The following is a 26,791-nucleotide window of genomic DNA, read 5'->3' on the forward strand; positions in this document are numbered from 1 at the left end:
ATTCTCATTGGAAGGCGCTTTGAATGGACTGTTTTTCTTCGATTCATTAAAACTAAAATCAATTAAACAATGAAAATTTTGAATTGGACCTTTTTGTTTTTGTTGGTCCTTTGCACCAACAGCTATGCCCAGGACTGCCATACTGAAATGGATTCTACCGGGATACCCGGTATGATCATGCCATCCGGTTGTGCTGTAGGTTCGGCCCCGGATGATACCAATCATTACCAGGTGCGGATATCATTTGTCATTTGCCAGAATGACAGCGGCTATAAATACGGTTTTAACTTTAACGACCCACAACAGGACTTTATAGACCTCAATTGGGGCGTAGGCCAGCTAAATGATGTTTTAGATTCCCTGCATGACCCCTCCTATCCGGTGGCGGGCGTTCCCATTGAAAGAAATTCCGGGATACAGTTTGTCATTGACACTATTATTTATATAAAGGAGGACTCATTGGCCCTGATAAATGATAAGGCAACGGATATTCCCGCAATTACAGGTATGGTCCCCCCTTCCGTGTTTGAAAGGAGCCGGGTCATAGTATATACGGACATGGCCGGCGGCGGCGCCCCAGGTGGCAGGTATATGTCCCCGTATAACGTGGTTCTTATGGCCAATAGCCACCGGTGGATTGGTGGATTGTTAACTCATGAAATAGGACATGGCTATGGATTGAGGCATACATTCTGCGGTGGTTCAAACAAAACAATACTATGTGACGGGGATGTGGTTTTTAAAATAACGGATACTGCACCGGATAGGGGGGCATATTGTGATTCACTGGGATGTTCCAACAATATAATGGGCTATAACGGTGGTAACCGCGTGTACCTGAGCCCTATGCAAACAAACATGATGAAACAGATCATCAAATCAGGGTACCCAGGCCATATTGTTGGCCATCCAACATCCCCGGGGGTCACTTATTACAACCAAACAGACACCATTAACGGGTTGCATTTTTCACCAGCCAAAGAAATTGTGGTGAAAAGTGGCGCCACTTTATACATTAATGGTGACTTGAGCATGCCTGGCAATGGCCTCATAAAGGTGGAAGCGGGCGCAAAAATTGAAATCCTTTGCGGGGGCATATCAGGGCCTGTCAATAACCGGTGGACAGGGATCCAGTTAATGGGCGATAATACCAAAATCCAAATCCCGCAATTCCAGGGCAGTTTGATCATGCATAATGACACTTACATTGAAAACGCCATTGATGCTGTAAGTAATTGCTTCTGGGACAATGGGCCCGTATCATCTTCCGGCGGGATCATTTCCACAGACGGTGCGATCTTCCAAAACAACCTGAGGGACATCCACCTGATCCCGTACAGCAGCAAACCATGGATCGTCAATTGGTTGAATCCAACCTTAAGTCCTTTGGTAAGTGATTACAAAGCCGAATTTAAAAACACCTCCTTTATCAAGACAAGCAGTTTTATTAACCCCGGTAACATCAAAAGGAATGCCTCCGTTGACATGGCCGGTGTTTACGGTGTAAAATTTATCGGCTGCTCCTGGAAGGTTGACGTTAGTATTGCCAGCAGCATTAGCAATGAAGAATACGCCAAAACAGCGATATTGGCATTTGATGCAACCCTGAAATTACAAATGGATTCCATCAGCAAGGTTAGAAACGAGATTGAATTTTACCCTAACGGGGTACATATTAATGCCTCGCAGCCGCTTTTCGGTAAAAGGAATGTCATTAGCCATACCTATTTCTTTATGACACGGCATTCCATACGGATCAATGGGGATATTGGCAGCATCATTGCCAGGAACCGGATACGGGTTCCCAAGGACACTTCCTATAAGGTATTTTATTATGGCCAGGAGCAGGAATACAAGGATTTCCCCTACGGGATTTATCTCACCGGCGCCCCACTCACCACTATTGAGGAAAACGATTTTGATCGTACAAGCACTGAGGTTAACATCTACGAAACAAGTGGCGATGCCACCACAATTGGCCTTGTATTCCGCAATTGCGGCGAAACGGTAAACATCCCCTACAACAATACATTTACCGGACTGGATTATGCCGTTCAGGCATTGGGGAACAACAGGAACTCATCTGGAAAAAGTGGCCTTCAGGTCCGCTGCAATGAATTTATAGATTGTGGTTATGATATTGTTGTCTGGCCGGAACACCCACATCCCAACCAGGGGATCAGGGAAAACCAGGGCGATCCGGCATCAAATCCGGGACAAACTAAAACTGAAAATCTTGCTGGCAATTTATTTACTAAAGAACCGGGAGAGCCTGATTACGCCAATTATAACAATTTGAATGTCAATTACCACCATCACGACAGCGCAGCCACCCCGGCCGTGGAACCCGCGTATTTGGGGTATTTAACACCGTTTGAATATACGGAAGATTTCATTAAAGCTGATGCCTGCTCCCCACATATGTTAATCCTGGAAAGCACGGGCGATACCCTGGCGCAATACGATTACCCCATAGATGAGGCCTATGCCGATTACCACCAATGGGACAACCAGGTGGATTCCATATCCAACCTGTTGGATGAGTTGATCGACGGCGGCAACACCTGGCAGCTGGAGGCGCAGATCTATTTTATTACCAATGAGGAACACTATGACCTGTACGTGGACCTGATGAACCAATCGCCTTACCTCAGCGCCCAGATCCTGGAGGATGTTATTCTTATCGAAGATTTCCCGGACATGATGTTGCGCAACATTATGGTGGCCAATCCCGGCACCTCAAGGGAACCGCATATCCTGGACCTGTTGTACCAGCACCACCCCGGCATGCCCTCTTCCTACATCCAGGATATTATTGATGGCACCAAAACATGGGATGCCAAAGATGTAATGCAAGCCCAGGTCGGTAAATTGATCAGCCAGAAGGAAATTGCAGGGCGTGAAGTGATGCAGCGTATTGACGATGTGGAAGAGCAGGCCACGGCCGTAGCAATGTTGGAGGATGTCCTGTTAAACCCCTATGTAAGTGATTACGGGTATTTTGCGGCGGATTATTTCCTCACCTCTGATCAAACGGAAGAGGCCAATACCATCATCGCCGACCTGGCCAACGAGATGAACAGTTTGGGTGAAAACATGCCGGGGCGGCACACCAATATTGTTTCGTACCTCAATTGGAGAAACGGCCACCGCGAAGGCAATTATTATGATACACTGGATATGGATGACCAGGATGCGCTGTGGGACATGGTGGACAATGGGGATTACAGCGGTGTATGGTCGCAATCATTCCTGGAGTACCAGGCCTCGTTGGACAATGAATACAACGATGCCCGTTTTACCGATTATGTCATGGTACCCGATTTGGAGAAGAGCGCCCGTAGAAGAAGGAGCAGCATTGACGAACAGGGAAAATTCAAACTCTACCCCAACCCTGTGGATGCCCATACGTTAATAGAAGTACCGGGGGGATTGATCGGCGAAAAGTTGAATTTGTACCTTTATGGTATGGATGGGCAATTGATCGAATCGAGGACCAATAAGGAAATGCCCTTTGTTTATGAAATGGAGCACCTGCAAAAGGGCGCTTATATTTTACAGTATGAATACCAAAATGAAATTTTGGGTCAAACTAAGTTGATAAAGTTGTAATGAAACATGCCTTAAGCATATTGCTATTAATTATCTCAATAAAAGCCTCCCTGGCACAGGGGGGCTTTAACAAGGTTTACCCACCCGGTATAGGGACTTTTACCGGTTGTGTCGGCCCAAATAATACCTACCTGGCCGCAGGGCAGGTCCCTTTAGGGGGCGGCTATATAGGGGCTTACCTGGTATTGGTGGATAGTATTGGAAATATCATCAAGACAGACACGGTAACCCATCCAAGCCGTAGCCTTAAGCCGGGACTTTGGGGGTCTGCCCACTTTAAGAATGGTTATTACTGGATTGCCGGGCAGGCTTATTTACGCGGATGGATTGCCAAACTTAAACCTAACCTCGATACCGTTTGGAGCAAAGTTTTCAGATTTGAAGATTCTATAAATACAGTGCTTCATGGAAGTTTGGTTATTGAAGATGAGAAGTTTATTGTCACGGGTACGGCTTCGGCAGTGCCACCATGGGATACCATTGGTCGCAGAAGCCTCTATTTAGCTGAATTTGATAGTACAGGGAAAAGAATTTGGGAACATAACTACTTTGCCCCCGAACCCACAGGGCAAGCCATGTGGCAATGGGGAAGCCAGGTAATGGGATCCCCGGATGGCGGGTATCTTATTGCCGGGAGCCGCGCGGAAGAAGGTAACGGGAACAATAGTATTGACAAACTTCTAGTAAAAACGGACAGCTTAGGAAATAAGGTTTGGGAAGTAACCTTTGGAAGCAATTACTCGGATCCAGAGGCAATTATCCAGAACTTAAGTGACAGTACTTTTCTTTCAGTCTCCACTTTAACTGCACCAAAAAAGCCAACACTTCAGCCTCATTACTATGATGGGTATATTCTCGTTGAGATAAGAAAGTACCAGGATGGCTCTGTAATTTATTCTGATACCCTTCTACCCTATTACCCTGGTAATGCCATTTTTAGTGTGGTACACAATAGTAATGGTGATTGGTCAATCCTGGGCGTATTTTACCCGGAAATCCTTCAACCACATGATCCTAATCGCCCTTATAGCTGGGGAAGTTATATTCTAAGGCTTGATCAGGACCTGGATAGTGTGTGGTATCGTGATATTGTTATATATGATACCCTGGGAGGGGATAATATCCTTTATGATCTTAGGGCAACACCTGATAACGGGATGGTTGCATTTGGGTATGCGGCGGATTTGGGAAAACCTTCAGAAATGTGGATCGCCAAAACGGATAGCATGGGCTGTGTGGTGGATGGTTGCCATACGGTGTCAGTTCCTGAGTTGACACTTTCTAACGACCTGCTAAGTGTTTACCCCAATCCCGTGGGTTCCATTGTAACACTTACCGGGTCACAGGAATTAAAGGGTAAGCCATTGAAAATAAAACTCTTCAGTTTAGACGGAACCCTGGCAGATCAAAAGGAAAATATCCAGTTGCCCTATAACTACAATTTGATAAATCTTAAAAGCGGGGCCTACATACTCCAATATGAGCACAAGGGAGAAATTTTGGGACAATCCAAAATTATTAAACTCTAAAAATCCATTGTTTGTAATAACTAATAAAAAATGTTAGTTGAATGGATAAAATGAAGTATGGCAAATGTAATATAGCTTGGTTCTCGATTAATGAGCAGTGTTCCAAAATACACACGTTTCTTAGCTTGGTATTATTTCGGTCTAAAACGCCAGAGCTTGTCTAAATACCCAAATGTAAGACCTGAGAATCAGATATTCACCAACTCATCCAGCCTGCAAATAATTCCCTGTCGCATAGAGTTTTTAGAAGCCTGAACATTGATGGCAATTAACTAATATGCATTGCAGTGCATAGTCGTTTAGTTCCCTCTGTTATGTTTACGGCCGTTTCCCCGCCTGGGCGGGACCAGGCTTTATTTCCTCCAATACGCCCCTTTTTGTAAAGAAAAGGCCCTGTTTTCAGACCGGGAAAAACAGGATATTCTTCTGTTTTCAAGAAAACGGCAGAAAAGGGCAGCGAACGTAGCGGCTGACAGCAGAAGATCATTGCAAAAGGGGCCAAAAGACTTCGGCATAACGGACTGCTTCCCTAAAGGGCCCCTTCCATTATTCCGATTCCTTTTGACCGGCTCAGCCGCTCTTTCCGTTGCTTTCTTTTTTGCCGTTTTTTCTTTTGAAAAAGAGTGTTTTTTGAAGCATTCAGCGGTGAAAAAAAATTCAGTTTCACCTAAAACCGCAGTAGCTCGTCTGCGGGGTACAAGTACAAACGGGGTCGTTATGGCACATGATATTTCATTTAACGAAAGAACGGGGAAGTACAGTTTCTTCTCCGTGAAAGAGAAAGCATGGCACGGATTGGGACAGGTAGTAACAGACTACCCGACCAGTGCCGAGGCTATCAAACAGGCAGGGCTTAATTACGAGGTCATCAAATCACCTCTTTATACCAAAGGGAACAGTGTTAACCTTGCCGATGGGGAAGTAACCGACGGGGAAATTCCCGTGCCGGGTCAATTCGCTACCGTCCGAACGGATAACAATACCGTATTAGGGGTGGTCGGCAAAGATTACCATGTGGTTCAGAATGCCGATGCCTTTTCTTTTTTTGACAGTATTGTAGAGGGCGATGGTATCTTATATGAGACTGCCGGAGCATTGGGCAACGGGGAGCGCATTTTCATCACTGCCAAACTGCCCGGTTATATCAGGGTCGGTAGCGGGGATGATGTAACGGAAAAGTATCTTTTCCTTACTACCAGTCACGACGGGTCAGGAAGTATTACCGCCGCCTTTACGCCCATTAGGATTGTTTGCCGCAACACCTTGAATGCCGCTATGCATCGGATGAACAATGTGATTCGCATCAAGCATACCAGTAACGCTAAACAGCGCCTCGAACAGGCATATAAACTCATGGGGATTTCAAACAAACTCAGTGATGAACTGGAAGAAATCTTTAATCACTGGACAACGGTTCGTGTTTCCGATGAACAGGTCAAAAAACTGATACAGTATGCACTCGCACCCAATAAGGGAACATTGGATTTGTTGAGAAAAGGTGCGGAAGATGAAGTTTCCACGGTGTTCAGGAACCAATGCAACGATGCTTTTGCCTATGCCATGCTGAACGATTCCCAACAGTTGGAAACTACCAGGGGAACCCTGTTCGGGGCATACAACGCCGTAACGGGATATTTTCAGAATGTGCGCAATTACAAGAGCGATGAAGCCAAGTTGCAATCTGTCGTATTGGGAGGCACGGCGCAACAAAAAGCACAAAACGCCTTCAACCTATGCAGGGACTTTGCCCAATCCGGGGCAGATGCTTTTAACCTGAATTAATTCTAAACCGGGGAGGCTGCTCCGGTAGCCTCCCCTTAAACTCAATTACGATGAAAACAAAAGCATTACAACAAATGACCAATGTGGAACGTGCCTGCCTGTTGGCAGGATTGTTCCCTAAAGAACTGCCCGGAGTTTTACAGGACATCCGAGATCGGGCAACCTACCTGCGAGAGCATGAGGACAACATCCGCAAAGAATGGGATAACGGACTGATTACCGCAGAGTTTTGGTTTGATCTTGCCAAACGGGTACACGGGGCTGTAGAGAAATACGATAAAAAACTGCTGAAAAGCAGGCGGCTCTTTGCTGACCAACTCTTTGACGGGCACAATGCCCTCTTTACTATTGATTGCATCGCCAAGTACGCCAAGAAAGGCAACGGGAGTGCCCGTTTCCGGTTGGCTGTGGATATGTTATTTGAACACCACCCTTAAAACAAAAGCCATGTATATCATCGACAAGAGAGGAAAGAAGATTGTCGTAGAGGATTTAGAGGCTACCCTTCAACAAGTAGAAATGTTCAAGAGGTTCTACCACGAAACCCCCGGTTTTGACATACTGGATGAGAAACTCAGGGAATACTGGACGGACTTGCACGAAAAACTCACGGCAATCAAAAATCAATCAGGGAACACGTTAAAATCTTAAAGACGATGGAAACAAATTTTTTCAGTCAGATAGCAAACCTGAACATTACAGGTGATTTGCAACTGACCCTATCAAAAGCGGCAGAGGGTAATTTTGTTGTATCGCTACTGCTCAGGAATGACCAGTGCGGCGACGATGCACGGAAACTCATACCGCCCCTTAGTTTAAAAGGGAGTATCGAGGAACTGGACAAGGGCTTTTTTGAAAACATCACCGCGCCGCTAAAGACCACTTCGGGCTTGATGCTGAACATGGAAGCCTATCTAAAGCAGGTCGAAGAAGCCAGGCGGCAATCGGAAATGGAGAAAGAGAAAGCCCGCAAGGAGAAAGAGGAAAAAGAGAAAAAGGACAAAAAATACAAGGAAGCTTTAAAGAAAGCGGACGAACTGGAAAAGGAGGGCAGATACAAGGAGGCATGGTCAAAAATGCCAAGTCCTGACAATTATCCTGAGTATGCGGAGGCGATACGCAAACGCAAAAAAGAACTGTCCGACCAGTTCTCCCCGAACCTTTTTGACCGATAAACAGATTCGTTAACTCAAAAACCGAAAAACCATGTTATTAGCAAAGCAATTGGAACGCATATTCCTGTTAAAGGATAAGGGACAGGAGATCAAACTCACCGACCCCGAACCGGAATGGAGCGTAGAAGCCGTGATGAACTTTTATGCCAATACCTACCCCATCCTGACCACGGCGAAAGTATCCGGTCCGGTTATCCGGGACGATACCGTGCAATACCGATTTGAAAGTGCAATGGGAACAAAAGGGTAAACCATAAAACGATGAACCATGCAGAGACATATCCTATCGGGAACTATCAGCGTTCCCAAAAAGCAAAGAGAAAAGCAACTGTACCGACAGCTCGGCAAGTATGCCGACTGGATGCAACGGACAAAAGATGCGCAGGAGATACGAAAGGACAAACTAAAATCCGTGCCGCTTTCCCAACTGCCGATGGTTTTCTAAAAACCACATTCCTGCCCAAATGGAAAGAACAGCAAACAGCGGAGGCTTTGGAGAGACCGGCGACGGTGGAAAGGGATTTTTATAAGTCCCTTTCCCGTCTTGCCAAGCATTATGACGTTCAGCCCATGCCGACCCGAAAATTTAATCACCCCTACAATATTGCCCTTGCCCTATGGGACATGGAAACCAAATTAGGGAGAACGGTAAAGAATTGGGGAAGCATCCGTGTGGTACAGGAAAACGACAGGACGTTTATAGTTAGCCAGGAACGGTACGATACCGGGGCGAAACTATATTATATACCCATCGCCCCTTTGTACAGGATGCTCAAAGACCCCGGGCGGAAACACACCGCCCGATTGCTTTTGTCCGTGTGCAGTTACCTGTATCACATTGCCGACATTCCCTATTACCGGCAGGAAGGGAGTTACCTCTACCGGACGTATGAAATGCTTTGGGAGTGGGTAATGCAGGACGAGGATACGGAAGAAACGAAAAGGTATAAAAGCGAGTTACACCAAGCGGAATGGATAGGTGACCACGTGGAACAGAAGATTTTCAACCGCACCAATTTGACGGTATTTAAAGACCGCATGGATAGTTTTAAAATCCGTGATGAATTTGACCATGAATGCCGGATGCTCGCTCATAAAACCTTTGACCTTTATTCGAGGTATCCCAATGAAAGCGTGTTTGGGAACGACAAACGATATGATGAAAATTCAGAGGACGACTACGATAATGAGATTGTCTACATGGAAAAATACATCTCCTTCTTTGCCGACAGTGAAGGCTGGCTGTGTGAAAGCCTTTCGGAATGTGTTAACAATGAGTTTAACGAATGCGGGGAAGTGGAAGAACCGACACTGACTAAACGATTTGACGGAAGCAAGGTAACAGGGAATGACCTTGATTTTGAGAACCGATTGTTTACGGTACTCGAAGAGATATGCTACCTGCTTTGTAACTATAAAACAGAAAGATAATGGAAGCACGGAAGAATATAACCGGGAGTTTGGGTACGCTGTACCATCCCAAATCCGCTTTGGTATTTTACCAGTCCAACAAGCGGGAGAACGATACCTATGTGGAGCATTTTGACATGGATAAAAACGGTAATCCTGTCAATGCCCACCCGTTGTCCGTAAGAGAAGCACAACGATTGTCCAAAGTACTCGATACGCAAGAGGAATCGCGCAGGGCTTTTTTGAAGCCCGGTGGATTATTACCGCTTCAAGTCCTGCACCTTGACCCATCGGAAAACGGTTCGGTACTATGGTACACAAAACCAACGAAGAAGAACCTGTACTTCATTGACGGTTTGGGCATCCCCGGTGGAAAAGCCAACATACCGTCCTTACTGTGGTTCGCTACCAAACAACATCTAAAGTTGTTTGCCCTTGCTTCCGGGCGAAGACCCAAGGCAAACACCCTTCTGTATCACGCTCCCTTTTTCAATATAAGCAGTGACGGAAACGTGTGTATGGGAACGGTGGATATAAATATCCTTTCCTCGGCTTCACTGGAAGAGTTTACGGCTGCATGGGAAGACTGTTTTTTTAACAGCTATTTCAGTCACCTGATGCACGGACACAATCCCGTCCGGGGAAACTGCGTGAACCTGTGGAAGAAACTGATGGAGACCGGAGAGGAATTTCCAAAAGAGGTATTGAAGAAAAACAGAATGACGGTAAATGACCTGATAAGATGAGAAAGGAAAAAGTGCATTTCACCGATACGTACCTGATAAACCCCGCCAATCCGGTTGAGGTCAACCTGATCGGGGCGGGCGGTACAGGTTCCAAAGTATTGACCGCACTGATGGAGATGAACCACGCTTTGATCGGGTTGGGGCATCCGGGGCTTACGGTACGCCTTTGGGATGATGATAGTATCACCGAAGCCAATTTGGGAAGACAGCGTTTTGCCGAGTGTGAAACAGGCTTGCATAAATCCGTTGCGCTTATCAACCGGGCAAACCGATGGTCGGGGACAAACTGGAGGGCAGAGACGACAAAATTTGAAAAGGACACCTTGGAACGCCTGCCCGAACACGCTTTATCCAATATTTATATTTCATGCGTGGACAACGTATCGGCAAGGTTCACCATTGCTGAAATACTAAGTGAGTTAAGGCATGAGAGAATGTTTCGGACAGCCCCAAAATATTGGATGGATTTTGGCAATAGCCGGGATTCGGGGCAGGTGCTGTTATCCACCATCGGTGACATAGGACAACCCCCATCCGAAAAATACGAAGCCGTAGCAAACCTTCCCTTTGTGACGGAAGAATTTGGCGACCTGCTCAAACAATCCGAACAGCAGGACGACACGCCAAGCTGTTCCCTTGCCGAAGCCCTGACCAGGCAGGATTTGTTTATCAATGCTACACTTTCCCAAATGGGTGTATCTTTACTCTGGCAGTTATTCCGGGAGGGAATGATCTCTCAAAGAGGATTTTTCACAGACCTGAAGCATTTCAGGACACAGCCCGTACTGCTATGAAAAACGTACAGGTTTATGGAGGTCATGCTACGGGTTGCCGGAATCCTGCTTCTGGCCATTGGGATAGTCATTCGTTACATCATTTCCCGGAGGAAATTCAATCGCAGGAATCCTGCCGGACTTGAGCAGTTCACTTCCTTTGAACGCTCCATAGGTGTCCGTATCATTGAGCTTATATTTAGCCTGACAGGTGCTATATTCATATTGACAGGAGGCATTCTTTTATTATTCAGCTATAAAGAAGAGATCGATGGATTCCTCCATGCACAAACCGCTTAAGGCTTAGTTCCCTGTCCATAGGTTTTCTCCTGTTTTCTCTTCATTGTATTCCGGTACTAAGGTAGGCTTCGGGCTTCCGGGGCGGCCATTAAGACTACGGCATAAAGCCGTTCGTACCTCACTTTTTATTCCGTTTCCTGTATGGCCTTGGTCGCCCGAAGCCTGATGGAGCACCATAATCAATTTTAAAAACCAAAGATTATGGAAACTTCAAAGAAACAATCTCAGCTCCACAAAGTATCGGAAATTGAACTGACCTACCGTCCAAAGGTCAAAGCCTCAGAGCGGGTTAAGGTCTCTAATTCCCAGGACGTATATGACCTGCTTCTGGACAGTTGGGATAAGAATAAACTCGAATTTGTCGAGCAGTTCAAGGTGGTGTACCTGAACCGGGCAAACAAAGTCCTGGGGATCGTTACTATTTCCACGGGAGGTACGGCCGGAACGATCGCCGATACCAAACTGATTATGGTTGGGGCACTCAAGGCTAACGCTGAAGGTATCATTCCAGCGCACAACCACCCGTCAGGAAATCTGAATCCCAGTGAAGCTGACATTGAGATCACCAAGAAACTAAAGAAAGCCGGGGAGTTCCTTGGCATGAACGTATTGGATAACCTTATAATAACCATAGAAGGATATTATTCATTTACAGATGAAGGGGTTTTATAGCCCCTCCATAACCGTCAGGCCAGGAGAAATACCGGTAGACAATAGCTATCGGTATTTCTTTTTTTGCCTTTCTCTCTTTTTTACGCACTATTAGGAGGACCAATTTATTTGCCCCACCACAGGGCGGCGGTGTGATAAAATCCTGGTGTTTTTGTCCAGCTTTGTTCTATTTCATCATAGCGTGGAGCAGCAAAAGACAAAGAGCAAAGATAAAAGGGTCAAACCGGAAAAAGTGGTGCAAATACTTTCGGATCACGGGGAGGATATTACCCTTGAAGAAGCGGAAATACTGCTCAACTTTCTCTATGAGCTGGCACCGGTAGCCCTGAGACAACACTTATGTACCGGAGGAAAACCTGCGGCAACAAACCACGGGAATAAGTGAGGTAAAAAACCCGGAAACCCCTATAAATACTGGTGAAATCCATTGTTTTTCTGCGAAAAAACAACTATCTTGTAGTAACATCCAAAAGCCTTTTTTGTTGGAGATGGCAGGGATTTGAAAACTGTTTTTCAGGCCCTCTGCACAAGGGGTTATGTTTCCGGCAGGAAAGGATGGGTAAACGGGGAATGAACACGATACACACCACACCATGAAAACAGCAGATATATACATCAGGGTAAGTACCGATGAACAGGCCGAAAAAGGGTACTCCCAACGCGATCAGGAAGAACGGCTCGAAAAATATTGTCACTCTAATGGGATCAGTATCGGAAAGGTGATGTTCGAGGACCATTCCGCGAAGACCTTTAAACGTCCCGTTTGGCAGGAATACATGCACTACCTGAAATCGACCAAAGGAAAAAAGACAGATCAGGTGCTATTCACAAAATGGGATAGGTTCAGCCGAAATGCAGGGGATTCTTATCAGATGATAAACCAGTTATGGAAATATAGCGTGGAACCCCAAGCCGTCGAGCAACCAATAGACTTGTCCATTCCCGAAAACAAGTTGATGCTTGCTTTCTACCTGGCCGCCCCCGAAGTGGAGAATGACCGGAGGGGACTGAATGTCTTTCACGGTATCCGTCGTGCCAAAAAGGAGGGACGATGGATGGGAGGAGCTCCTATCGGTTATATCAATCGACAGGAGGATTCCCGGAAATTTATCGCTCAAAAAGAACCGGAAGCAAGCATCATCCGGTGGGTGTTTGAAGCGATAGCCAAAGGTCGCTATGTTACCAATGAATTGTGGCCGATTGCCCGGAAGAAAGGACTGAAACTTTCCCGATCCAATTTTCATTTGATGGTACAGAATCCTGTATACTGTGGAAAGGTCATTGTACCTGCCTATAAAGATGAAGAGGAGACCTTGGTTGACGGCCAACATGAAGCGATCGTTTCTGAACAGCTTTTTTACAAGGTGCAAGAAATTTTAAAGGGACGGGAAAAACCTGCTATAAGGCCAAAGATCGTTTCTAATGAGAATCTTCCTTTACGTGGTTTTTTGACCTGTCCGGAATGCGGAAGAACCTTAACCGGAAGTGCTTCCAAAGGCTCTGGCGGATATTATTACTATTACCATTGTGCGACTCCCTGTAAAAGCCGTTTCAATGCGAAATCTGCAAACAAATTGTTCGTCGATGAGCTAAAAAAAATAAGACCCAAGCCCGGAAGGGTTCAGGTGTTCAAAGAAGTTTTAAAGCATCTGTATCACTCGGAAACCGACCATATGAAAGTGGATAAGAAGAGGCTGTTGCAAAGGATTGACAACGAGTCAGAACGATTGAAAAAGGCCCGTGAGTTGCTCATCAATGGAGATATTGACGGAGACGATTATAGAGAGATCAAGGCAGAATGCAATAGGAAGATTACGGAATTGGAAAATAAGTTGTCTACTTTAAAACCCGCTCCGGGAAGAGATATGGATGCCATTGTGGATAAAGCCGTGGATAGCCTTTGTAGGCTTGATGAACTCTACCTAAGAGAAGATTTAGCGACCAAAAGAAGAATTGTCAGTTCGATTTTTCCTGAAAATCTGATAATTTCTGAAAGTGGATATCGAACTAATAGGCTGAACAAAGCTATTGCTCTTATCTATTTGATAAACAATGAGTTACAAAGAGAAAAAAAAGGGACAAACACCGATTTTAAGCGTTTGTCCCGAAAAGTAGCCCCGGCAAGAATCGAACTTGCATCTAAAGTTTAGGAAACTCTTATTCTATCCATTGAACTACGGGGCCAGCAAAAATCGGTACAAAAATAATAGTATTTTGGAATGTACCATAGTATATATCTATATTTTATACTCATCAAAAAAAGCAAACCCCAAAAGTTGCCCTTTGGGGTTGCAAAAATAAATGTTTTAACCTAATACCTAATAGATGAATTTTATTTTTTTCTGATCCGAAGGTCTTTTATCTCGCTACCTCTTTTATAAACTTTCATAATATAGATTCCTGGATTAAATCTCGAAAAGTCAAATACCTTTTTACATTCGCCTTTTACGGTCATATATCCTGATTCCTGATATCTTAGCTGAGCATTCATATCATATATAGCAAAATCCAGTTTCGTATTCTCAACACTCATGATATTTAACCTTGCTTTATTACGGATTGGATTAGACCTTAATTGAACACTTACAGTTTCTGAACTATTCTCACCACCACACGAACCTAATACAGCTCCTTTTTTCAACAACATCGGAACCGCATTTTCTGATATACAAAGTGATTTTCCATTAAAACATATCTCAACCTTTTGTTGATATGGATTATTACTGCAATTCACATCTATAACCTCAACAACAACATTTTCGGTAACTGAGCAACCATTACTATCTGTTACTGTCAATGCATAGGTCGTAGTTACCTCTGGACAAACCGAAATGTTCTCCGTACTTTCCCCTGTATTCCACATATATGTATAATCTGAAGAGCCTCCGGTGATACTTTCAGCAAAAATGGTAACACATTGTTGTTCTCCATACCCTGTAAACAAGGTGTCAGGCTCAGACATATTTATTACAATGGATTCAGGTGCTGTTACTTCAAAATCCCGAGTTATTGAATTTCCGGATCCGTCCGTAATGGTAACACTATATATGCCGGGTTCAAGATTTTCTATCTCGCTTGTTGTATCGCCGGTGCTCCATTCATATTCGTATGGAAATGCTCCGCCACTAACACTTACAGATGCTGCCCCGTCGGTTGCTCCATTACAACTCACATCGGTCACTATTACCTCATCGACTGTGAGTTCTTTCAATTGTAATCGTACAGATACAGGGAAATGATCGGAAACGGTAAAAGTATAATCGCTATCGTAGAACTCATAATGAACTGCTGCTGTATTTTCGATATATTTACCGCTTAATTCATCAGATACTGAAATATGGTCGATCATATTTTCGCGGAACACATATGAACGAAATCCTTTTTCGCTAAGCTCGGCGGTTGGAATAAAATAGTTTTCCGTATCGTTCACATATTCCAAATATGAGGATTCTTTGGTGTTGATACCATCAGCTACGGTTTCATCAACATCATCATTATAATCTCCGGCAATGATAAGGTTTCCATCCGGGAACATCACATCGAGTGAGTCTTTGAGCACTTCCACATCATACCTACGCATATCATAACGCGATTGAGCTCCGTTGTTGCTATTTGCTCGGGCGTGCAATGCCACAATATTAATCTCTTCCGTGGCACCGTTTACAGTAACATCAGCACTCATCAAAAACGGCAATCTCCCACTAGCGTAAAAACGATCTGCTGCTTCCGGATAATCTGTTAAATAGGAAGTGTCTCCACCGTTATAATAAGGATGAATAGTTGACAACAATGCCTTTGTTTCTTTGGGCGTAACTGTTTCCGTTTTATATACAAAACCTATTTTTTGTTTGGTGCCGGGTTCATTTGGATAGGAAGTAGCTTCCGACAATATGAAATCATAGCCCTCCAATTCGCTTACCGCCTGTGCAAAGAGTGTATCGTCCGAAATTTCAACCACGGCAAAAATATCAGCATCCAGCTCTCTGAGGACTGTTACCACGCTATCTTTTTGAATAGCATCAGAGTTTGGATCTCCTGCCGGGGGTGAATTTCCTTCATCACCAAACCACTCAATATTCCAGCTTACAATGTCAAACGTATCCTCTTTAGGAATATCAACACCATTGTCCGGATCGAACGGCTCTGCGCATGGAAGATCATCAAAAGATCGCGGTAATAGCTGGGCAAAATCTTCAAAAGTCCCTACAACGCCAATAGCTTCGCTACAATTTTCAGGTTGGGCAAGTCCGACAAGGCTATCTACATCAGTGTCTATCCTAAGTTCTCCCGAACCACTTGCATCGGTCACTACATAATTTGAATTTCCAAAAAGCAAATTTCCGGGAGCAGGGAAGCTAATATTCACTATTCGTACCAATTCTCCACGGTGATCACCAATTTCACTTAGTGTAATATCTTTTGGTTGGATAGGATTATTTGGTAAGCCATTATCAACAACTTCTGCAACCCCACCCAGTTGGATCTGATTATTGAAAGATGATCTTGTGGCTGTCACTGTAATTGAATCACCTATGGCAAAACCACCTCCGTGAACTAATTCATCAAATACAGCAATTCCTCCGGTAGTATCCTGAATATACGCCGGCCCGGCAAAATTATCGGCTACGGTAAGTACTCCGCTTACTGTTACCGGAGTTCCGTCAGGCAAACTACGTGCTTCAGCAATACTTACGGGTTCTGTTGGCACAACGACTGCCCCGTTTTCGGTTCCCGGGCTTGGTGAAGCTGTTACAAACGAAGAAGTATTCCTCAAGCCTCCCTGTCCATTGGGAATTCTTTGCAGGGATTCATTATCCTTATCGCCTTGTGCATTTTCATTCAGTTGTGGTTCTCCTGCATTGAGCAACACCAATAATTCAGTATCATCAGCATCGTCTGTACCGTAAACCACGGCATCTATCAAACCAACTGTCGAGACTGTCGATCCGATTGGGTAATCGGATGGGCTTCCTTGATACAATCCCACAGCATCGGCTCCGTTCTGCAAGCCGTTACTGCCAAAAGTAAGGGATACATTGGCCACCCCTTCATTTCCCAAAACGAAATATCCTTCAGCATTAGTCTCATAACCGTTTAAATCGAAGGTGTTATATACTGAATCCCCATTTCCGTTGTAAAGCACCACTACAAATCCGTCTAACGACGTGTTTCCACTTCCACCATCAAAAATTTCGATGAATTCTGCGGTATCCGTTCCCGGTGTATCGGCGTCGAGTTCATTGATAACAAGGTCAACCTGCTCCAAAGCATTGGTGTTAATTGCTCCCGGAGTTGGGATGGCTGCCACATAGGTTTCTGTATTTCTTAGACCACCACTTCCGTTTTCATAACGCTGAATGGAGTGCAGATCTTTATCACCATTGAATCCTTCGTTGATCTGCGGCTGATTTTCATTCAATAAAACCAGTAATTCCGCATCGTCAGAATCATTGGTATCATACACCAAAGCATCAACCAAATTGTCTATGCTTACTGCTGTTCCATTGGGGAAATCAGTAGCGTCTGCCATATAAAGTGCCACGGCATCGACTCCGTTCTGCAAGCCATTGCTACCAAAAACAAGGTTAACATTGGCTACTCCTTCATTTCCTAAGACAAAATATCCACTGGCATTGGTCGAATATCCGTCCAAATCAAATGCATTGTAACTTTCATTATTGGAACCGTTGTACAAAACAAGGGTCAATCCATCCAAAGGGGTATTTCCCACACCGCCATCGTATAGTTCGACAAATTCCATTATGTCTGTCCCATCGGTGTCGGCATCAATTTCGTTAATCAGCACTACGGCTTCTCCGCCTCCATCTCCGTTATACACTTCATTAGTTGCACCGGGAGTGTTTAATGCTTCTCCTATACTGGCTTCCGCATCAGGAAAATCAGGAAGCCCTGCTCCGTTAAAATTGTTCCTCACCCAATCTGAAGCACTATCACTATCGGTTCCATCAGGGATTCTGGAAGCTCCTCCTACGGTAAACGTGACTCCGTCAAAACCAGCAAAAAGCACTGTTTCAGTATAATTAAAATCTCCTGCGCCACTATCATTCACACCCACTTCATCTACTATTTCATCCCAAAAAACCGTATCGATGACCCCATCAGCATCCATATCGATCACATCGCCATTACTTCCCGTGAAATTACGCACCAGAAGCAAGGTTACAGTTCCGTTTTCAAATTCATTCCCCATAAAAGGGGTTACATAAATCCCTTCTTCATTCGTTGTCCCCAATTGAAAAGCTCCGTCTACAGTTCCCAAAGCGTTGCTATCCCCTTCGATCTCGAGCACCCAAAAATCTGTCAGATCGGTATTCGGAAGCCCAAAAACCTCTACATATTCGTTTGCATCTGTACTGGTATGATTAAAAACAAACTCGTTGATCACAGGATCATTGCTGGGAATTGAAAAGAATTGATTCGTATTGATTGCTCCAAAAGTAGCAGCCTCAACAGTTTCCCAAATAAAACCGTCATATTCCGTAGCTGTTCCGGTAAGTTGAAGCGAACTTCCTATCGGGGTAGCGGACGACTGGGATACACCAATATCTGTGCTCGTCATTCCGGCTGCTGGGCCGTCGACTGCGGTTAAACTCCCTTCATAACTCAAAAATTGCACCACATTGCTTGAAGCATCCACCAAGGCAATTCCGTCCGGAGCCCCATTTTGAAGACCGTTTGAAGGCAAACTAATTGCTTCCACTCCATATCCCAATCCCATATCCAATAAAACTGAGGTTAGGTTGATTGTGTTGTAAACCGATCCTGTGGAACCGTTATACAGCACAAATGTCCATCCGCTAAGGTCTGTTCCGACAGGACCGGCGACCTCTATCCCTTCCTCGGTGTCGGCTCCATCGTTATCATAATGAATTTCATTGATAAAAACCGATTGTGAAAAAGTAAGGGAAGTGAAAAATGCCAAAAAAAGGCAGAGTAATTGTTGCTTCATATTATTGATTTTTAAGTTTAAGTAAGTTCATACACAAAAATAACGCATATCAACATTGTTAAATAATAATATGTGTTATTTGATTGTTATTTTGACACACATGTGAAACACATATCCCAATTCTAAAACTCAAACTTCAACTGTACCGATACCGTTTTTTGTACTTCTTCTTTCTTTTTTGCTTTTTCGGTATTCAAATTGGCCAGTGAAATTCCAAGTAATCGTACTGAATCATTAAGCCCTTCTTGATATAATAACGCTTTAGCTGTTTCCAAGATCAAGTTTTTATCAGCAATAAAATAATCCAAGGTTTTACTTCGAGTCTGCAGTTTGAAATCACTATATTTTATTTTTAGGGTGATAGTCTTCCCGGCGATCTTGTTTTTCTTCAAGCGGCGCTCCAACTCCTCGGCAATGTTCTTCAAACGTTCCAGCATAAAAACCTCACTGCTCAGGTTTTCATTAAATGTTCGTTCTGCCCCAACCGATTTCGGGATCCTGTTCGGTTTAACCGGACTTAGATGAATTCCCCTCACAACATTATAATAAAACGCACCGCTTTTTCCAAAATGTGCTGTTAGATATTCCTTTGATTTTCCCTTCAGGTCTTTCCCTGTAAAAATCCCTAACTGATACATTTTTTGGGTGGTCACTTTTCCTACACCATAGAATTTCCTGATCTCCAGTTGCTCCAAAAACTCAAATACCTCATCGGGTTCCACTGTTTTTTGTCCGTTGGGTTTGTTGTAATCACTGGCTACTTTAGCTATAAATTTATTGATGGAAATCCCCGCCGAAGCTGTTAACCCCACCTCATCAAAAATCCGATTTCTGATTTCCTGTGCGATCATCGTCGCTGACGGATTCCCTTTTTTGTTTTCCGTAACGTCCAAATAGGCTTCATCCAACGAAAGCGGCTCAACCAAATCAGTATAATCAAAAAATATTTTCCTGGTCTGCTGTGAAATTTCCCTGTAGCGATCAAATCGGGGAGGCACAAAAATAAGATGCGGACAATTCCTCTTTGCCTGATACCCACTCATAGCACTCCTAACCCCAAATTTCCTTGCCTCATAGCTTGCTGCGGAAACTACCCCCCGCTTTTCACCGCCTCCAACAGCTATGGCTTTCCCCTTCAACTCCAGATTGTCCATTTGCTCTACAGACGCATAAAAAGCGTCCATATCGACATGAATGATCTTTCGTATTGGTAATTTGGTTTGCATCATGTAAATTTAGGGTTTTAGATTTTCCTCACCCAGAACTACCGAAAATGGAGTTCTAACCTCTCCCAAGGAGAGGTAAAAAAGGGAATTTTAAGATTAATCTATAAAATACAACATGCAGGAAATAGAACGCAAGTTTCTCGTCGCTTCGGAAAGTTTTAAGGAAGAAGCCTTTTCAAAAACCCATATGGTTCAAGGTTTTTTAAATACACATCCGGAGCGTACCGTAAGGGTTCGCCTTCACAACAACGTAGGTTTTTTGACCGTTAAGGGAAAATCTTCAAAAAGTGGCACCACCCGTTTTGAATGGGAAAAAGCCATCTCTAAAAATGAAGCCGAAAATCTCTTGCTATTGTGTGAAAAAGGGATTATTGACAAAATCCGTTATAAAATCAAACACAAAGCCCATGTTTTTGAGGTGGATGAATTTTTAGGTGATAATGAAGGACTGATTGTTGCTGAAGTAGAACTCGCTTCGGAAAACGAACATTTTGAAAAACCGGATTGGCTCGGGGAAGAAGTAACTGGTCAGGTTCAATATTACAATTCACAACTGAGTAAGCATCCGTATAAAAACTGGAACCATTAAAAACTTTATTATGAAAAACATACTGTTAATTACCGTCCTCTCTCTTTTTCTGTCCTGTCAAGGGGAGCAAAAAGATAAAACTGAAAAGGCTTCTCAAACTAAAGAACAGCCTTCAGTCACTGAAACAAAAAAGGAACTTACCGCAAAAGGATTTCAAATTTTTGATTATGTAGATGAAAAAAGTGGAGATACTATCTTGATGCAGCAATATTATATCGCTTTTCTGAAGCGCGGAGCCAATAGATCACAAACCAAAGAAGAAGCTGACAGTCTTCAAAAGCTTCATCTGGCTCATTTGGGGAAAATGTATGAATTAGGTTATGCTGATATTTCAGGGCCTTTTGGAGATGATGGTGATATTCGCGGCATCACCATCTACAACGTCCCCACACTGGAAATAGCCGACAGCCTTGCTAATGCAGACCCTATGGTAAAAGCAGGAAGACTGGAAATAGAAATACACCCGTGGTGGGCTGCTAAAGGGTTTTCTTTGCGTTAGCTTAGAACATTATTTTCTGAATATCACGCCAAGTAATCAGTTTTACTTCTTGTTTTTCCAGCATTTCCTTGGCGTGAGTGCTTGTAAAATAATCCAGATCTGCTTGTCGCCATTCGGCTCCGAAATTAGGGTGGTCAATAGCTACCCCTTGCATTTCTTCATCGTTAAAAGCGGTGTGGATCAGTAAAATATTGATGCCTGCCTGTAAATTATTCAGGGCATGGTCGTAGTATGCCGCCAAGCCTTTTCCTTCAAACCAACTCCATTCCCCTGTAAAGACATTTTCAATGGTAAAGTCGGTTTCCCGGATGTGTTTTTCTGTTCTCATTTTAAAATCACCCAACAATTGCTTGCTCAAAAACACCGGTAATTTGAATTCTTCTCCAAGTTCACGATATACTTGGATGATTTCTTCAGTCAATCCCATTGTAAACATATGAGAGTCTAAATGCGTTGGTTTCACACCCCAAGCTATTGCCCTTTCTATTTGGGCTTTCAACTCTTTTTTTATTTCTGAAGGAATAGCATTTTCTTTGACCATTGCCCGTTTGGGGTAAAAACGTCCGTTTTCATCCACTAAACTCGGCACCTCTTTAGCTGAAAGTACGGGTTCAAACTTATAATGCTTCCATTCGCTGGTGAGCGTTAGGTGAATTCCGCCATCATACTGCGGATGCTCTTTGGCAAAAGAGGCCATTTCATAGGCCCATGGACACGGCATCATAATACTGTATGAATTGACAACCCCTTCTTTCAATGCTTTTTTGGTTGCTCGGTTTTCAGCATAACACAATCCCGCATCATCGGCATGGATAATCAACAGTTTGTCCGATGCCACATATCCTAATTCTTCGGCAATGCTTTCCATGAAATCCAATGTTAAAAATCATCCACTTCCTGATAAGCTTTGATCACTGCAAGTTCGCCCTCTTTTCCGGATTTGGAGTTTCCGTGTTCCATTCCCAAGACGCCATCAAATCCTTTATCATGGATGTATTTGAAGATGTTTTTGTAATTAATTTCTCCAGTCGTGGGCTCATTACGCCCCGGATTGTCTCCCATTTGGAAATAAGCGATCTCATCCCAACTGGTTTCGATATTCGGAATCAGATTTCCCTCGGTAATCTGCTGATGGTAAACGTCGAACAAAATCTTACAGGAAGGTGAATCCACAGCTTTGCAAATCTCATATGCCTGTGCTGATTTCTTCAAGAACAAGCCCGGATGATCCCTGAAGTTCAACGGTTCTAAAACCATGGTGATATTGTGCGGTTCTAAAATAGCAGACGCCTGCTTTAACGACTCGACCACATGGGCAGTTTGATATCCCGGTTCCTGACGAAGGTCGACATGTCCGGGCACTACCGTTACCCATTTTGCATTGACGCGCTTGGCCACTTCAACAGATTTTTTTATTTCTTTTAGGAATTCTTCCCGTTTATCCTGATCACCACTGGCCAAGTTAGGCTCTGTCCAATAAATCGTATGCGCTACGAAAACGCCCATTTCGATGCCTCTTTGCTGCATGGTTTTGGCCATGGCTTCCTGTTCTTTTACGGGTCGTCCTTTCATACCGTTGTCTTCAAAAGCGGTAAATCCCTGATCGGCCATAAAATTGAGTTGATCGACCACATCATTCCCTCCATGGTGTCTAAACATTCCGATATGAGGGGCGTATTTCAGTTTATAAGTATGTTCGGCTTTCTTGTCAGAAGCAGAAAAAGCGAAAGCTCCAGTAGGTAAAACCGAAGCTCCGAAGCTTGTTGCTATTGTATTTTGAAGAAATTTTCTTCTTTGCATGGTTAAGGATTTTAAGAATAAAGGTTGAATATACAAAAATCCTTAATGCCAAGTAAAAAGTTTAGTCCCTGGAGATTTCCAAGATTTTAAATTTCAAAGTTCCATTTGGCACATTAACTTCAGCAATCTCACCAACAGATTTTCCCAGCAATCCTTTACCGATAGGTGAATTCACCGATATTTTCCCAGTCTTGAGATCGGCTTCACTTTCGGCTACTAATTTGTAGTTCATTTCCATTCCATTGGTTTGGTTCTTGATCTTAACCTTAGAAAGCACCAATACCTTTGAGGTGTCCAATTGCGATTCATCGATCACTCTGGCATTGGCTAATGTTTCTTCCAATTTGGAAATACGCATCTCCAAAAGCCCTTGGGCCTCTTTGGCTGCATCATATTCTGCATTTTCAGAAAGATCTCCTTTGTCTCTGGCCTCTGCTATAGCTTGTGAGGCCTTAGGGCGCTCCACACTTTTTAATTGTTCTAACTCTAAGCGTAATTTTTTTATTCCCTCTTCTGTGTAATAAGATACTTTACTCATAACTTCATCATTTATAAATACAAAAATCCCCTTTGTCCAAAGAGGATTCACACAAATATACAAAATTTTAATCAACGTATGATTTATTGTACATTGCGGTTAATTATGAACTCGTTTAATTTGATAACGAATGAAACAATTTTTTTATTCCATAATCGCCTTACTGTTTGTAACAGCCTGCAGCAGTGATGATTCAGATGGTAGAAATCCTTATTTGGGAGAGCCTCGTTTTTCGTATGACATCAATTTGAACCTCCCACAATATGCTAGTTTGGGAACTCCCGGAAATGCTGTATATATAGCCAATTCGAATGTAGGGATTCGTGGAGTTATCGTTTTCAATCAAGGGTTTGGTAATTATTTTGCATGGGAGGCCAGTTGTCCAAATCATGCACCCAGCAGCTGTTCTACCATGACAATTCAAGATGGGGTTACTTGTGTATGCAGCTGTGAAGATTATAAATACAGCTTGGCCAATGGAAGCCTCTTAACGGATGTTGAAGAAGGAGTGAGACCTTATGGATTGCTGAATTATCGGGTTACGGTAAATAATAATATGATACAGGTGTATAATTAGCAATCCTCCCCCGGCCCCTCCAAAGGAGGGGAGTTAATAATTTCTCCCCGCCTTGGGCGAGAGGTTAGGTAGAGATAATCTTCTGAAAGCTATTGTATTAAAAAGTCATAGTAGCCCCTACTAAAAAGTTGATTCCCGCTTGCGGATAATACCCGGCGCCTTCGATGGTGGTAACGGCATCCGGATCTGTCCAAGTGTCGTCATACGTATAGAAATATCCGTTGGAGATATATTCCACATCAAAAATATTATTGACGAGTCCGCTGAGCACAATCGATTTAAAGAAACTATCGGTTTCAATCGTATATTTCACATTAAAATCATTCACAAAATAGCTATCCAATTTAGAACTTTCAGCATCTATATTTCCCATGTATTGCTCAGACACGTATTTTGACAAAAAGGAAAGCTGTAAATTCTCTGTTGGCAGATAGGTGAAGTTATTTCCGGCGATGAAATTGGGTGAAAACGAAATATTTGTATCCCCCAGGTTTTCTAATGTTCCATCCCTTTGAAAATAAAATTCTTTATTCTTGTTTGTGCTCAAGGCCACGTTCGGTCTCAGCAAGAACTTCTCTGCAAAATATAAGGTAGCCTCCACCTCAAGCCCCAAGCGGTAACTATCGCCTACATTTTCTCTCAAAGGTGCTCCCACATCGTTTAACGCTCCCGTAAGCACCAGTTGATTTTTATAGCGCATATAATAGGTATTCGCATTTATTTTAACTGCGGGTGTGGCATAACGCCATCCCAATTCAAAATCGTTCAGGGTTTCCGGTTCCGGATTTCCGGATTCATAGTCATTTCGGTTAGGTTCCCTGTTGGCTCGTGCATAGGAAAAATACAGGTCGTTGTTTTGGTCAATATGATAGGTCAGCCCTGCCTTCGGATTAAAAAAGTTGAATTCATCATCTACCAAGCCAGTATCATCACCGTTGGCTTCATAGGCCACCCGTCGAAACTGAAGGTCTCCGTATAAACTGATGTCTTCCGTAAGATCATATATCATTTTCGTATAAGCATTGAAATCTGTTTTAACGGAATTATCATCATAATAGCGATCCCTGATCTCGCTATTGGACGCATAACGCGCCCAGATCACTTCGCCAAAATGTCCGCCTTCATACTTATTCCAAGCACCTCCGGCAATAAATTCCATTTTATCGTTTACATATTTTGCTGAAAAAGTGGCTCCGTAAAAATGATTATCCAACCATCTGCGTCGGATAAGATCGGTGGTATTGATTTCTTCACCTCCAACCGTGATAGGCTCAAAACCGTAGGTTGCGAAGTCTTCATCCTGACGATATTGTTCAAAAAATCCTCTCCCTCGGGTATAGTGAATCGCAATATTGCTGCTCCAATTATTGTTTAATCGTTCGTTCCAATGCAGTTGAAAATGATCTTGTTTATAATTATCTACCTCATTGTCATAATAATCAACAATATTTCCGTCTTCGTCATAAATAGCTCCTGCACTGTTAAAAGTCCGTCCATATTGTTCAATTTGCCAATCTTCTACACCATTCCACGACTGATAGGTGATTTCGTGTCCGCCAAAGATCAAGGCTTTTATCAGTGTATTATCATCTACATAAGCCCCTTGCAAAAAGTAAGATTTAAGATCTGAAGAAGCCCTGTCTACATAGCCATCAGACTTGATCCTCGACAACCTTCCGGAAACCTCAATGTGATCGTTCAATTTTCCTGTGCTGAACTTGATATTGGCCCTGCGGGTGTCGAAACTCCCAATCGAACTTGAAATTTCAGCATAAGGATCTTCAGCAACAGCATCGGTCAACAAGTTTAAGCTGGCTCCAAAAGCACCGGCTCCGTTGGTTGATGTCCCTACTCCGCGTTGCAATTGTAAATTTTCCACAGAAGAGGCAAAATCGGGCATATTGACCCAAAAGGTACCATGTGATTCTGCATCGTTGTATGCAATCCCGTTGATAGTAACATTTACGCGGGTAGCATCGCTTCCACGCACACGAATTCCAGTATAGCCCACCCCGGCACCGGCATCAGAAGTCGTTACTACTGATGGCAAATAATTCATAAGCACAGGGATATCCTGCCCTAAATTTCGGGATTCCATTTCCTCTGCGGATAAATTGGAAAAGGTAACAGGCGTATCACCCGTTACGCGTATTGCAGAAACGAGGACTTCATCCAAGAGAATATCGCTTTCGCTGATCTTGACATTGAGTTGAGTCGCTTCGGTAACGTCGATCGTTCTTTTAATGGCTTTTTCTGCTGAAAAACTAAAGGTCAATGTTTGTGCCCCTCCAGGAACGCTTAGTTCGTAATAGCCATTGTCATCTGTTTGTGTTCCATTGTTACTTTCGGCATGTATAACAGTCGCTCCAGACACAGGAACACCTTCTTGGTCGGTAAAAGTTCCATAGACTAAATATTCCTGTCCATAACTGATCACCGAGAGCAATAAAAAACTAAAGCATGTGAATAAATGTTTCATTCGTAATTGTTTTACGAATAAAAGGGGTCATTATTCTTTTGTTGATAAATGAAAAAAATTGTCCTGCGCTACCCAAAGTTTAAAAATTAGGGAGAAGTATGCCTGTTTGTCCTC

General features: G+C 43.5%; 24 protein-coding genes and 1 tRNA gene. 17 read left to right on the forward strand and 8 right to left on the reverse strand.

Annotated features, from left to right (window positions below; all coding sequences use genetic code 11):
• Positions 1 to 69: 69 nt before the first annotated feature.
• From OOZ15_RS13670 to OOZ15_RS13720, 11 genes are all read left to right on the forward strand, one after another.
• Complete coding sequence (locus tag OOZ15_RS13670) at positions 70 to 3,612, forward strand: zinc-dependent metalloprotease (RefSeq protein WP_265956987.1); 3,543 nt, start codon at positions 70 to 72, stop codon at positions 3,610 to 3,612.
• Positions 3,612 to 5,141, forward strand: coding sequence for a T9SS type A sorting domain-containing protein (locus OOZ15_RS13675; protein WP_265956988.1), 1,530 nt, complete (start codon positions 3,612 to 3,614; stop codon positions 5,139 to 5,141). The genes OOZ15_RS13670 and OOZ15_RS13675 overlap by 1 nt, the downstream gene beginning before the upstream one ends.
• A 717-nt stretch (positions 5,142 to 5,858) precedes the next feature.
• A complete protein-coding gene (locus tag OOZ15_RS13680) occupies positions 5,859 to 6,923 on the forward strand; it encodes a DUF932 domain-containing protein (protein WP_265956989.1) in 1,065 nt (354 codons plus the stop codon).
• Between the two features lie 50 nt (positions 6,924 to 6,973).
• A complete protein-coding gene (locus tag OOZ15_RS13685) occupies positions 6,974 to 7,360 on the forward strand; it encodes a hypothetical protein (protein WP_265956990.1) in 387 nt (128 codons plus the stop codon).
• 10 nt (positions 7,361 to 7,370) lie between these two features.
• Positions 7,371 to 7,574 (forward strand): hypothetical protein, encoded by a 204-nt coding sequence (locus tag OOZ15_RS13690; RefSeq protein WP_265956991.1) that lies wholly within the window; start codon positions 7,371 to 7,373, stop codon positions 7,572 to 7,574.
• Positions 7,575 to 7,579: 5 nt separating this feature from the next.
• Entirely contained in the window at positions 7,580 to 8,098 is a 519-nt protein-coding gene (locus OOZ15_RS13695) for a prtrc system protein e (protein WP_265956992.1), read from the forward strand.
• A gap of 31 nt (positions 8,099 to 8,129) precedes the next feature.
• Positions 8,130 to 8,348, forward strand: coding sequence for a PRTRC system protein C (locus OOZ15_RS13700; RefSeq protein ID WP_265956993.1), 219 nt, complete (start codon positions 8,130 to 8,132; stop codon positions 8,346 to 8,348).
• Between the two features lie 11 nt (positions 8,349 to 8,359).
• On the forward strand, positions 8,360 to 9,529 hold the full coding sequence (locus OOZ15_RS13705; protein ID WP_265956994.1) for a hypothetical protein: 1,170 nt from the start codon (positions 8,360 to 8,362) through the stop codon (positions 9,527 to 9,529).
• Positions 9,529 to 10,254: a PRTRC system protein B gene (locus tag OOZ15_RS13710; RefSeq protein ID WP_265956995.1), complete on the forward strand. Its 726-nt coding sequence runs from the start codon at positions 9,529 to 9,531 to the stop codon at positions 10,252 to 10,254. The genes OOZ15_RS13705 and OOZ15_RS13710 overlap by 1 nt, the downstream gene beginning before the upstream one ends.
• Positions 10,251 to 11,048 carry a PRTRC system ThiF family protein gene (locus OOZ15_RS13715; RefSeq protein ID WP_265956996.1) on the forward strand — a complete coding sequence of 266 codons (798 nt, stop codon included), beginning with the start codon at positions 10,251 to 10,253 and terminating at the stop codon, positions 11,046 to 11,048. Before OOZ15_RS13710 ends, OOZ15_RS13715 begins: the two co-directional genes overlap by 4 nt.
• Positions 11,049 to 11,063: 15 nt before the next feature.
• Positions 11,064 to 11,327 (forward strand): molybdenum ABC transporter permease, encoded by a 264-nt coding sequence (locus OOZ15_RS13720; RefSeq protein WP_265956997.1) that lies wholly within the window; start codon positions 11,064 to 11,066, stop codon positions 11,325 to 11,327.
• Between the two features lie 3 nt (positions 11,328 to 11,330).
• Here the strand turns inward: OOZ15_RS13720 and OOZ15_RS13725 are convergent, their stop codons facing one another.
• Positions 11,331 to 11,504 carry a hypothetical protein gene (locus OOZ15_RS13725; RefSeq protein ID WP_265956998.1) on the reverse strand — a complete coding sequence of 58 codons (174 nt, stop codon included), beginning with the start codon at positions 11,502 to 11,504 and terminating at the stop codon, positions 11,331 to 11,333.
• 24 nt (positions 11,505 to 11,528) lie between these two features.
• Between OOZ15_RS13725 and OOZ15_RS13730 the strand changes: the two genes are divergently transcribed.
• The 3 genes from OOZ15_RS13730 to OOZ15_RS20310 all read left to right on the forward strand — a co-directional run bounded on the left by OOZ15_RS13730 (position 11,529) and on the right by OOZ15_RS20310 (position 14,149).
• On the forward strand, positions 11,529 to 11,999 hold the full coding sequence (locus OOZ15_RS13730; RefSeq protein ID WP_265956999.1) for a JAB domain-containing protein: 471 nt from the start codon (positions 11,529 to 11,531) through the stop codon (positions 11,997 to 11,999).
• A 151-nt stretch (positions 12,000 to 12,150) separates the two neighbouring features.
• Positions 12,151 to 12,384 (forward strand): hypothetical protein, encoded by a 234-nt coding sequence (locus OOZ15_RS13735; RefSeq protein WP_265957000.1) that lies wholly within the window; start codon positions 12,151 to 12,153, stop codon positions 12,382 to 12,384.
• Positions 12,385 to 12,592: 208 nt separating this feature from the next.
• Entirely contained in the window at positions 12,593 to 14,149 is a 1,557-nt protein-coding gene (locus OOZ15_RS20310) for a recombinase family protein (protein WP_265957033.1), read from the forward strand.
• Here OOZ15_RS20310 and OOZ15_RS13745 read toward each other — a convergent pair.
• The 3 genes from OOZ15_RS13745 to dinB form a co-directional block, all read right to left on the reverse strand.
• Positions 14,112 to 14,183: transfer RNA gene (locus tag OOZ15_RS13745), tRNA-Arg, on the reverse strand. The two genes, OOZ15_RS20310 and OOZ15_RS13745, sit on opposite strands and share 38 nt — an antisense overlap.
• A 148-nt stretch (positions 14,184 to 14,331) precedes the next feature.
• The gene (locus tag OOZ15_RS13750; protein WP_265957001.1) at positions 14,332 to 18,969 is read right to left on the reverse strand and encodes an endonuclease/exonuclease/phosphatase family protein; all 4,638 of its coding nucleotides are present in this window, start codon (positions 18,967 to 18,969) and stop codon (positions 14,332 to 14,334) included.
• Between the two features lie 122 nt (positions 18,970 to 19,091).
• Complete coding sequence (gene dinB, locus OOZ15_RS13755) at positions 19,092 to 20,195, reverse strand: DNA polymerase IV (RefSeq protein WP_265957034.1); 1,104 nt, start codon at positions 20,193 to 20,195, stop codon at positions 19,092 to 19,094.
• Between the two features lie 115 nt (positions 20,196 to 20,310).
• Here dinB and OOZ15_RS13760 point away from each other — a divergent pair, with 115 nt between their 5' ends.
• Together OOZ15_RS13760 and OOZ15_RS13765 are read left to right on the forward strand one after the other, a co-directional pair.
• On the forward strand, positions 20,311 to 20,784 hold the full coding sequence (locus OOZ15_RS13760; RefSeq protein WP_265957002.1) for a CYTH domain-containing protein: 474 nt from the start codon (positions 20,311 to 20,313) through the stop codon (positions 20,782 to 20,784).
• Between the two features lie 10 nt (positions 20,785 to 20,794).
• Positions 20,795 to 21,283, forward strand: coding sequence for a YciI family protein (locus OOZ15_RS13765; protein ID WP_265957003.1), 489 nt, complete (start codon positions 20,795 to 20,797; stop codon positions 21,281 to 21,283).
• A 1-nt stretch (position 21,284) separates the two neighbouring features.
• Here the strand turns inward: OOZ15_RS13765 and OOZ15_RS13770 are convergent, their stop codons facing one another.
• The 3 genes from OOZ15_RS13770 to greA all read right to left on the reverse strand — a co-directional run bounded on the left by OOZ15_RS13770 (position 21,285) and on the right by greA (position 23,621).
• Entirely contained in the window at positions 21,285 to 22,151 is an 867-nt protein-coding gene (locus OOZ15_RS13770) for a polysaccharide deacetylase family protein (RefSeq protein ID WP_265957004.1), read from the reverse strand.
• An 11-nt stretch (positions 22,152 to 22,162) separates the two neighbouring features.
• Entirely contained in the window at positions 22,163 to 23,083 is a 921-nt protein-coding gene (locus OOZ15_RS13775) for a hydroxypyruvate isomerase family protein (protein ID WP_265957005.1), read from the reverse strand.
• Between the two features lie 61 nt (positions 23,084 to 23,144).
• Entirely contained in the window at positions 23,145 to 23,621 is a 477-nt protein-coding gene (gene greA / locus OOZ15_RS13780) for a transcription elongation factor GreA (RefSeq protein ID WP_265957006.1), read from the reverse strand.
• A 130-nt stretch (positions 23,622 to 23,751) separates the two neighbouring features.
• Here greA and OOZ15_RS13785 point away from each other — a divergent pair, with 130 nt between their 5' ends.
• Positions 23,752 to 24,198 carry a Rieske (2Fe-2S) protein gene (locus OOZ15_RS13785; RefSeq protein ID WP_265957007.1) on the forward strand — a complete coding sequence of 149 codons (447 nt, stop codon included), beginning with the start codon at positions 23,752 to 23,754 and terminating at the stop codon, positions 24,196 to 24,198.
• A 97-nt stretch (positions 24,199 to 24,295) separates the two neighbouring features.
• On the opposite strand, the gene OOZ15_RS13790 is transcribed toward OOZ15_RS13785, so the two are convergent.
• The gene (locus OOZ15_RS13790) at positions 24,296 to 26,677 is read right to left on the reverse strand and encodes a TonB-dependent receptor (protein ID WP_265957008.1); all 2,382 of its coding nucleotides are present in this window, start codon (positions 26,675 to 26,677) and stop codon (positions 24,296 to 24,298) included.
• Positions 26,678 to 26,791: the final 114 nt, after the last annotated feature.

The sequence above is a fragment of the Galbibacter kalidii genome (assembly GCF_026241135.1).
Taxonomy (GTDB): domain Bacteria; phylum Bacteroidota; class Bacteroidia; order Flavobacteriales; family Flavobacteriaceae; genus Galbibacter.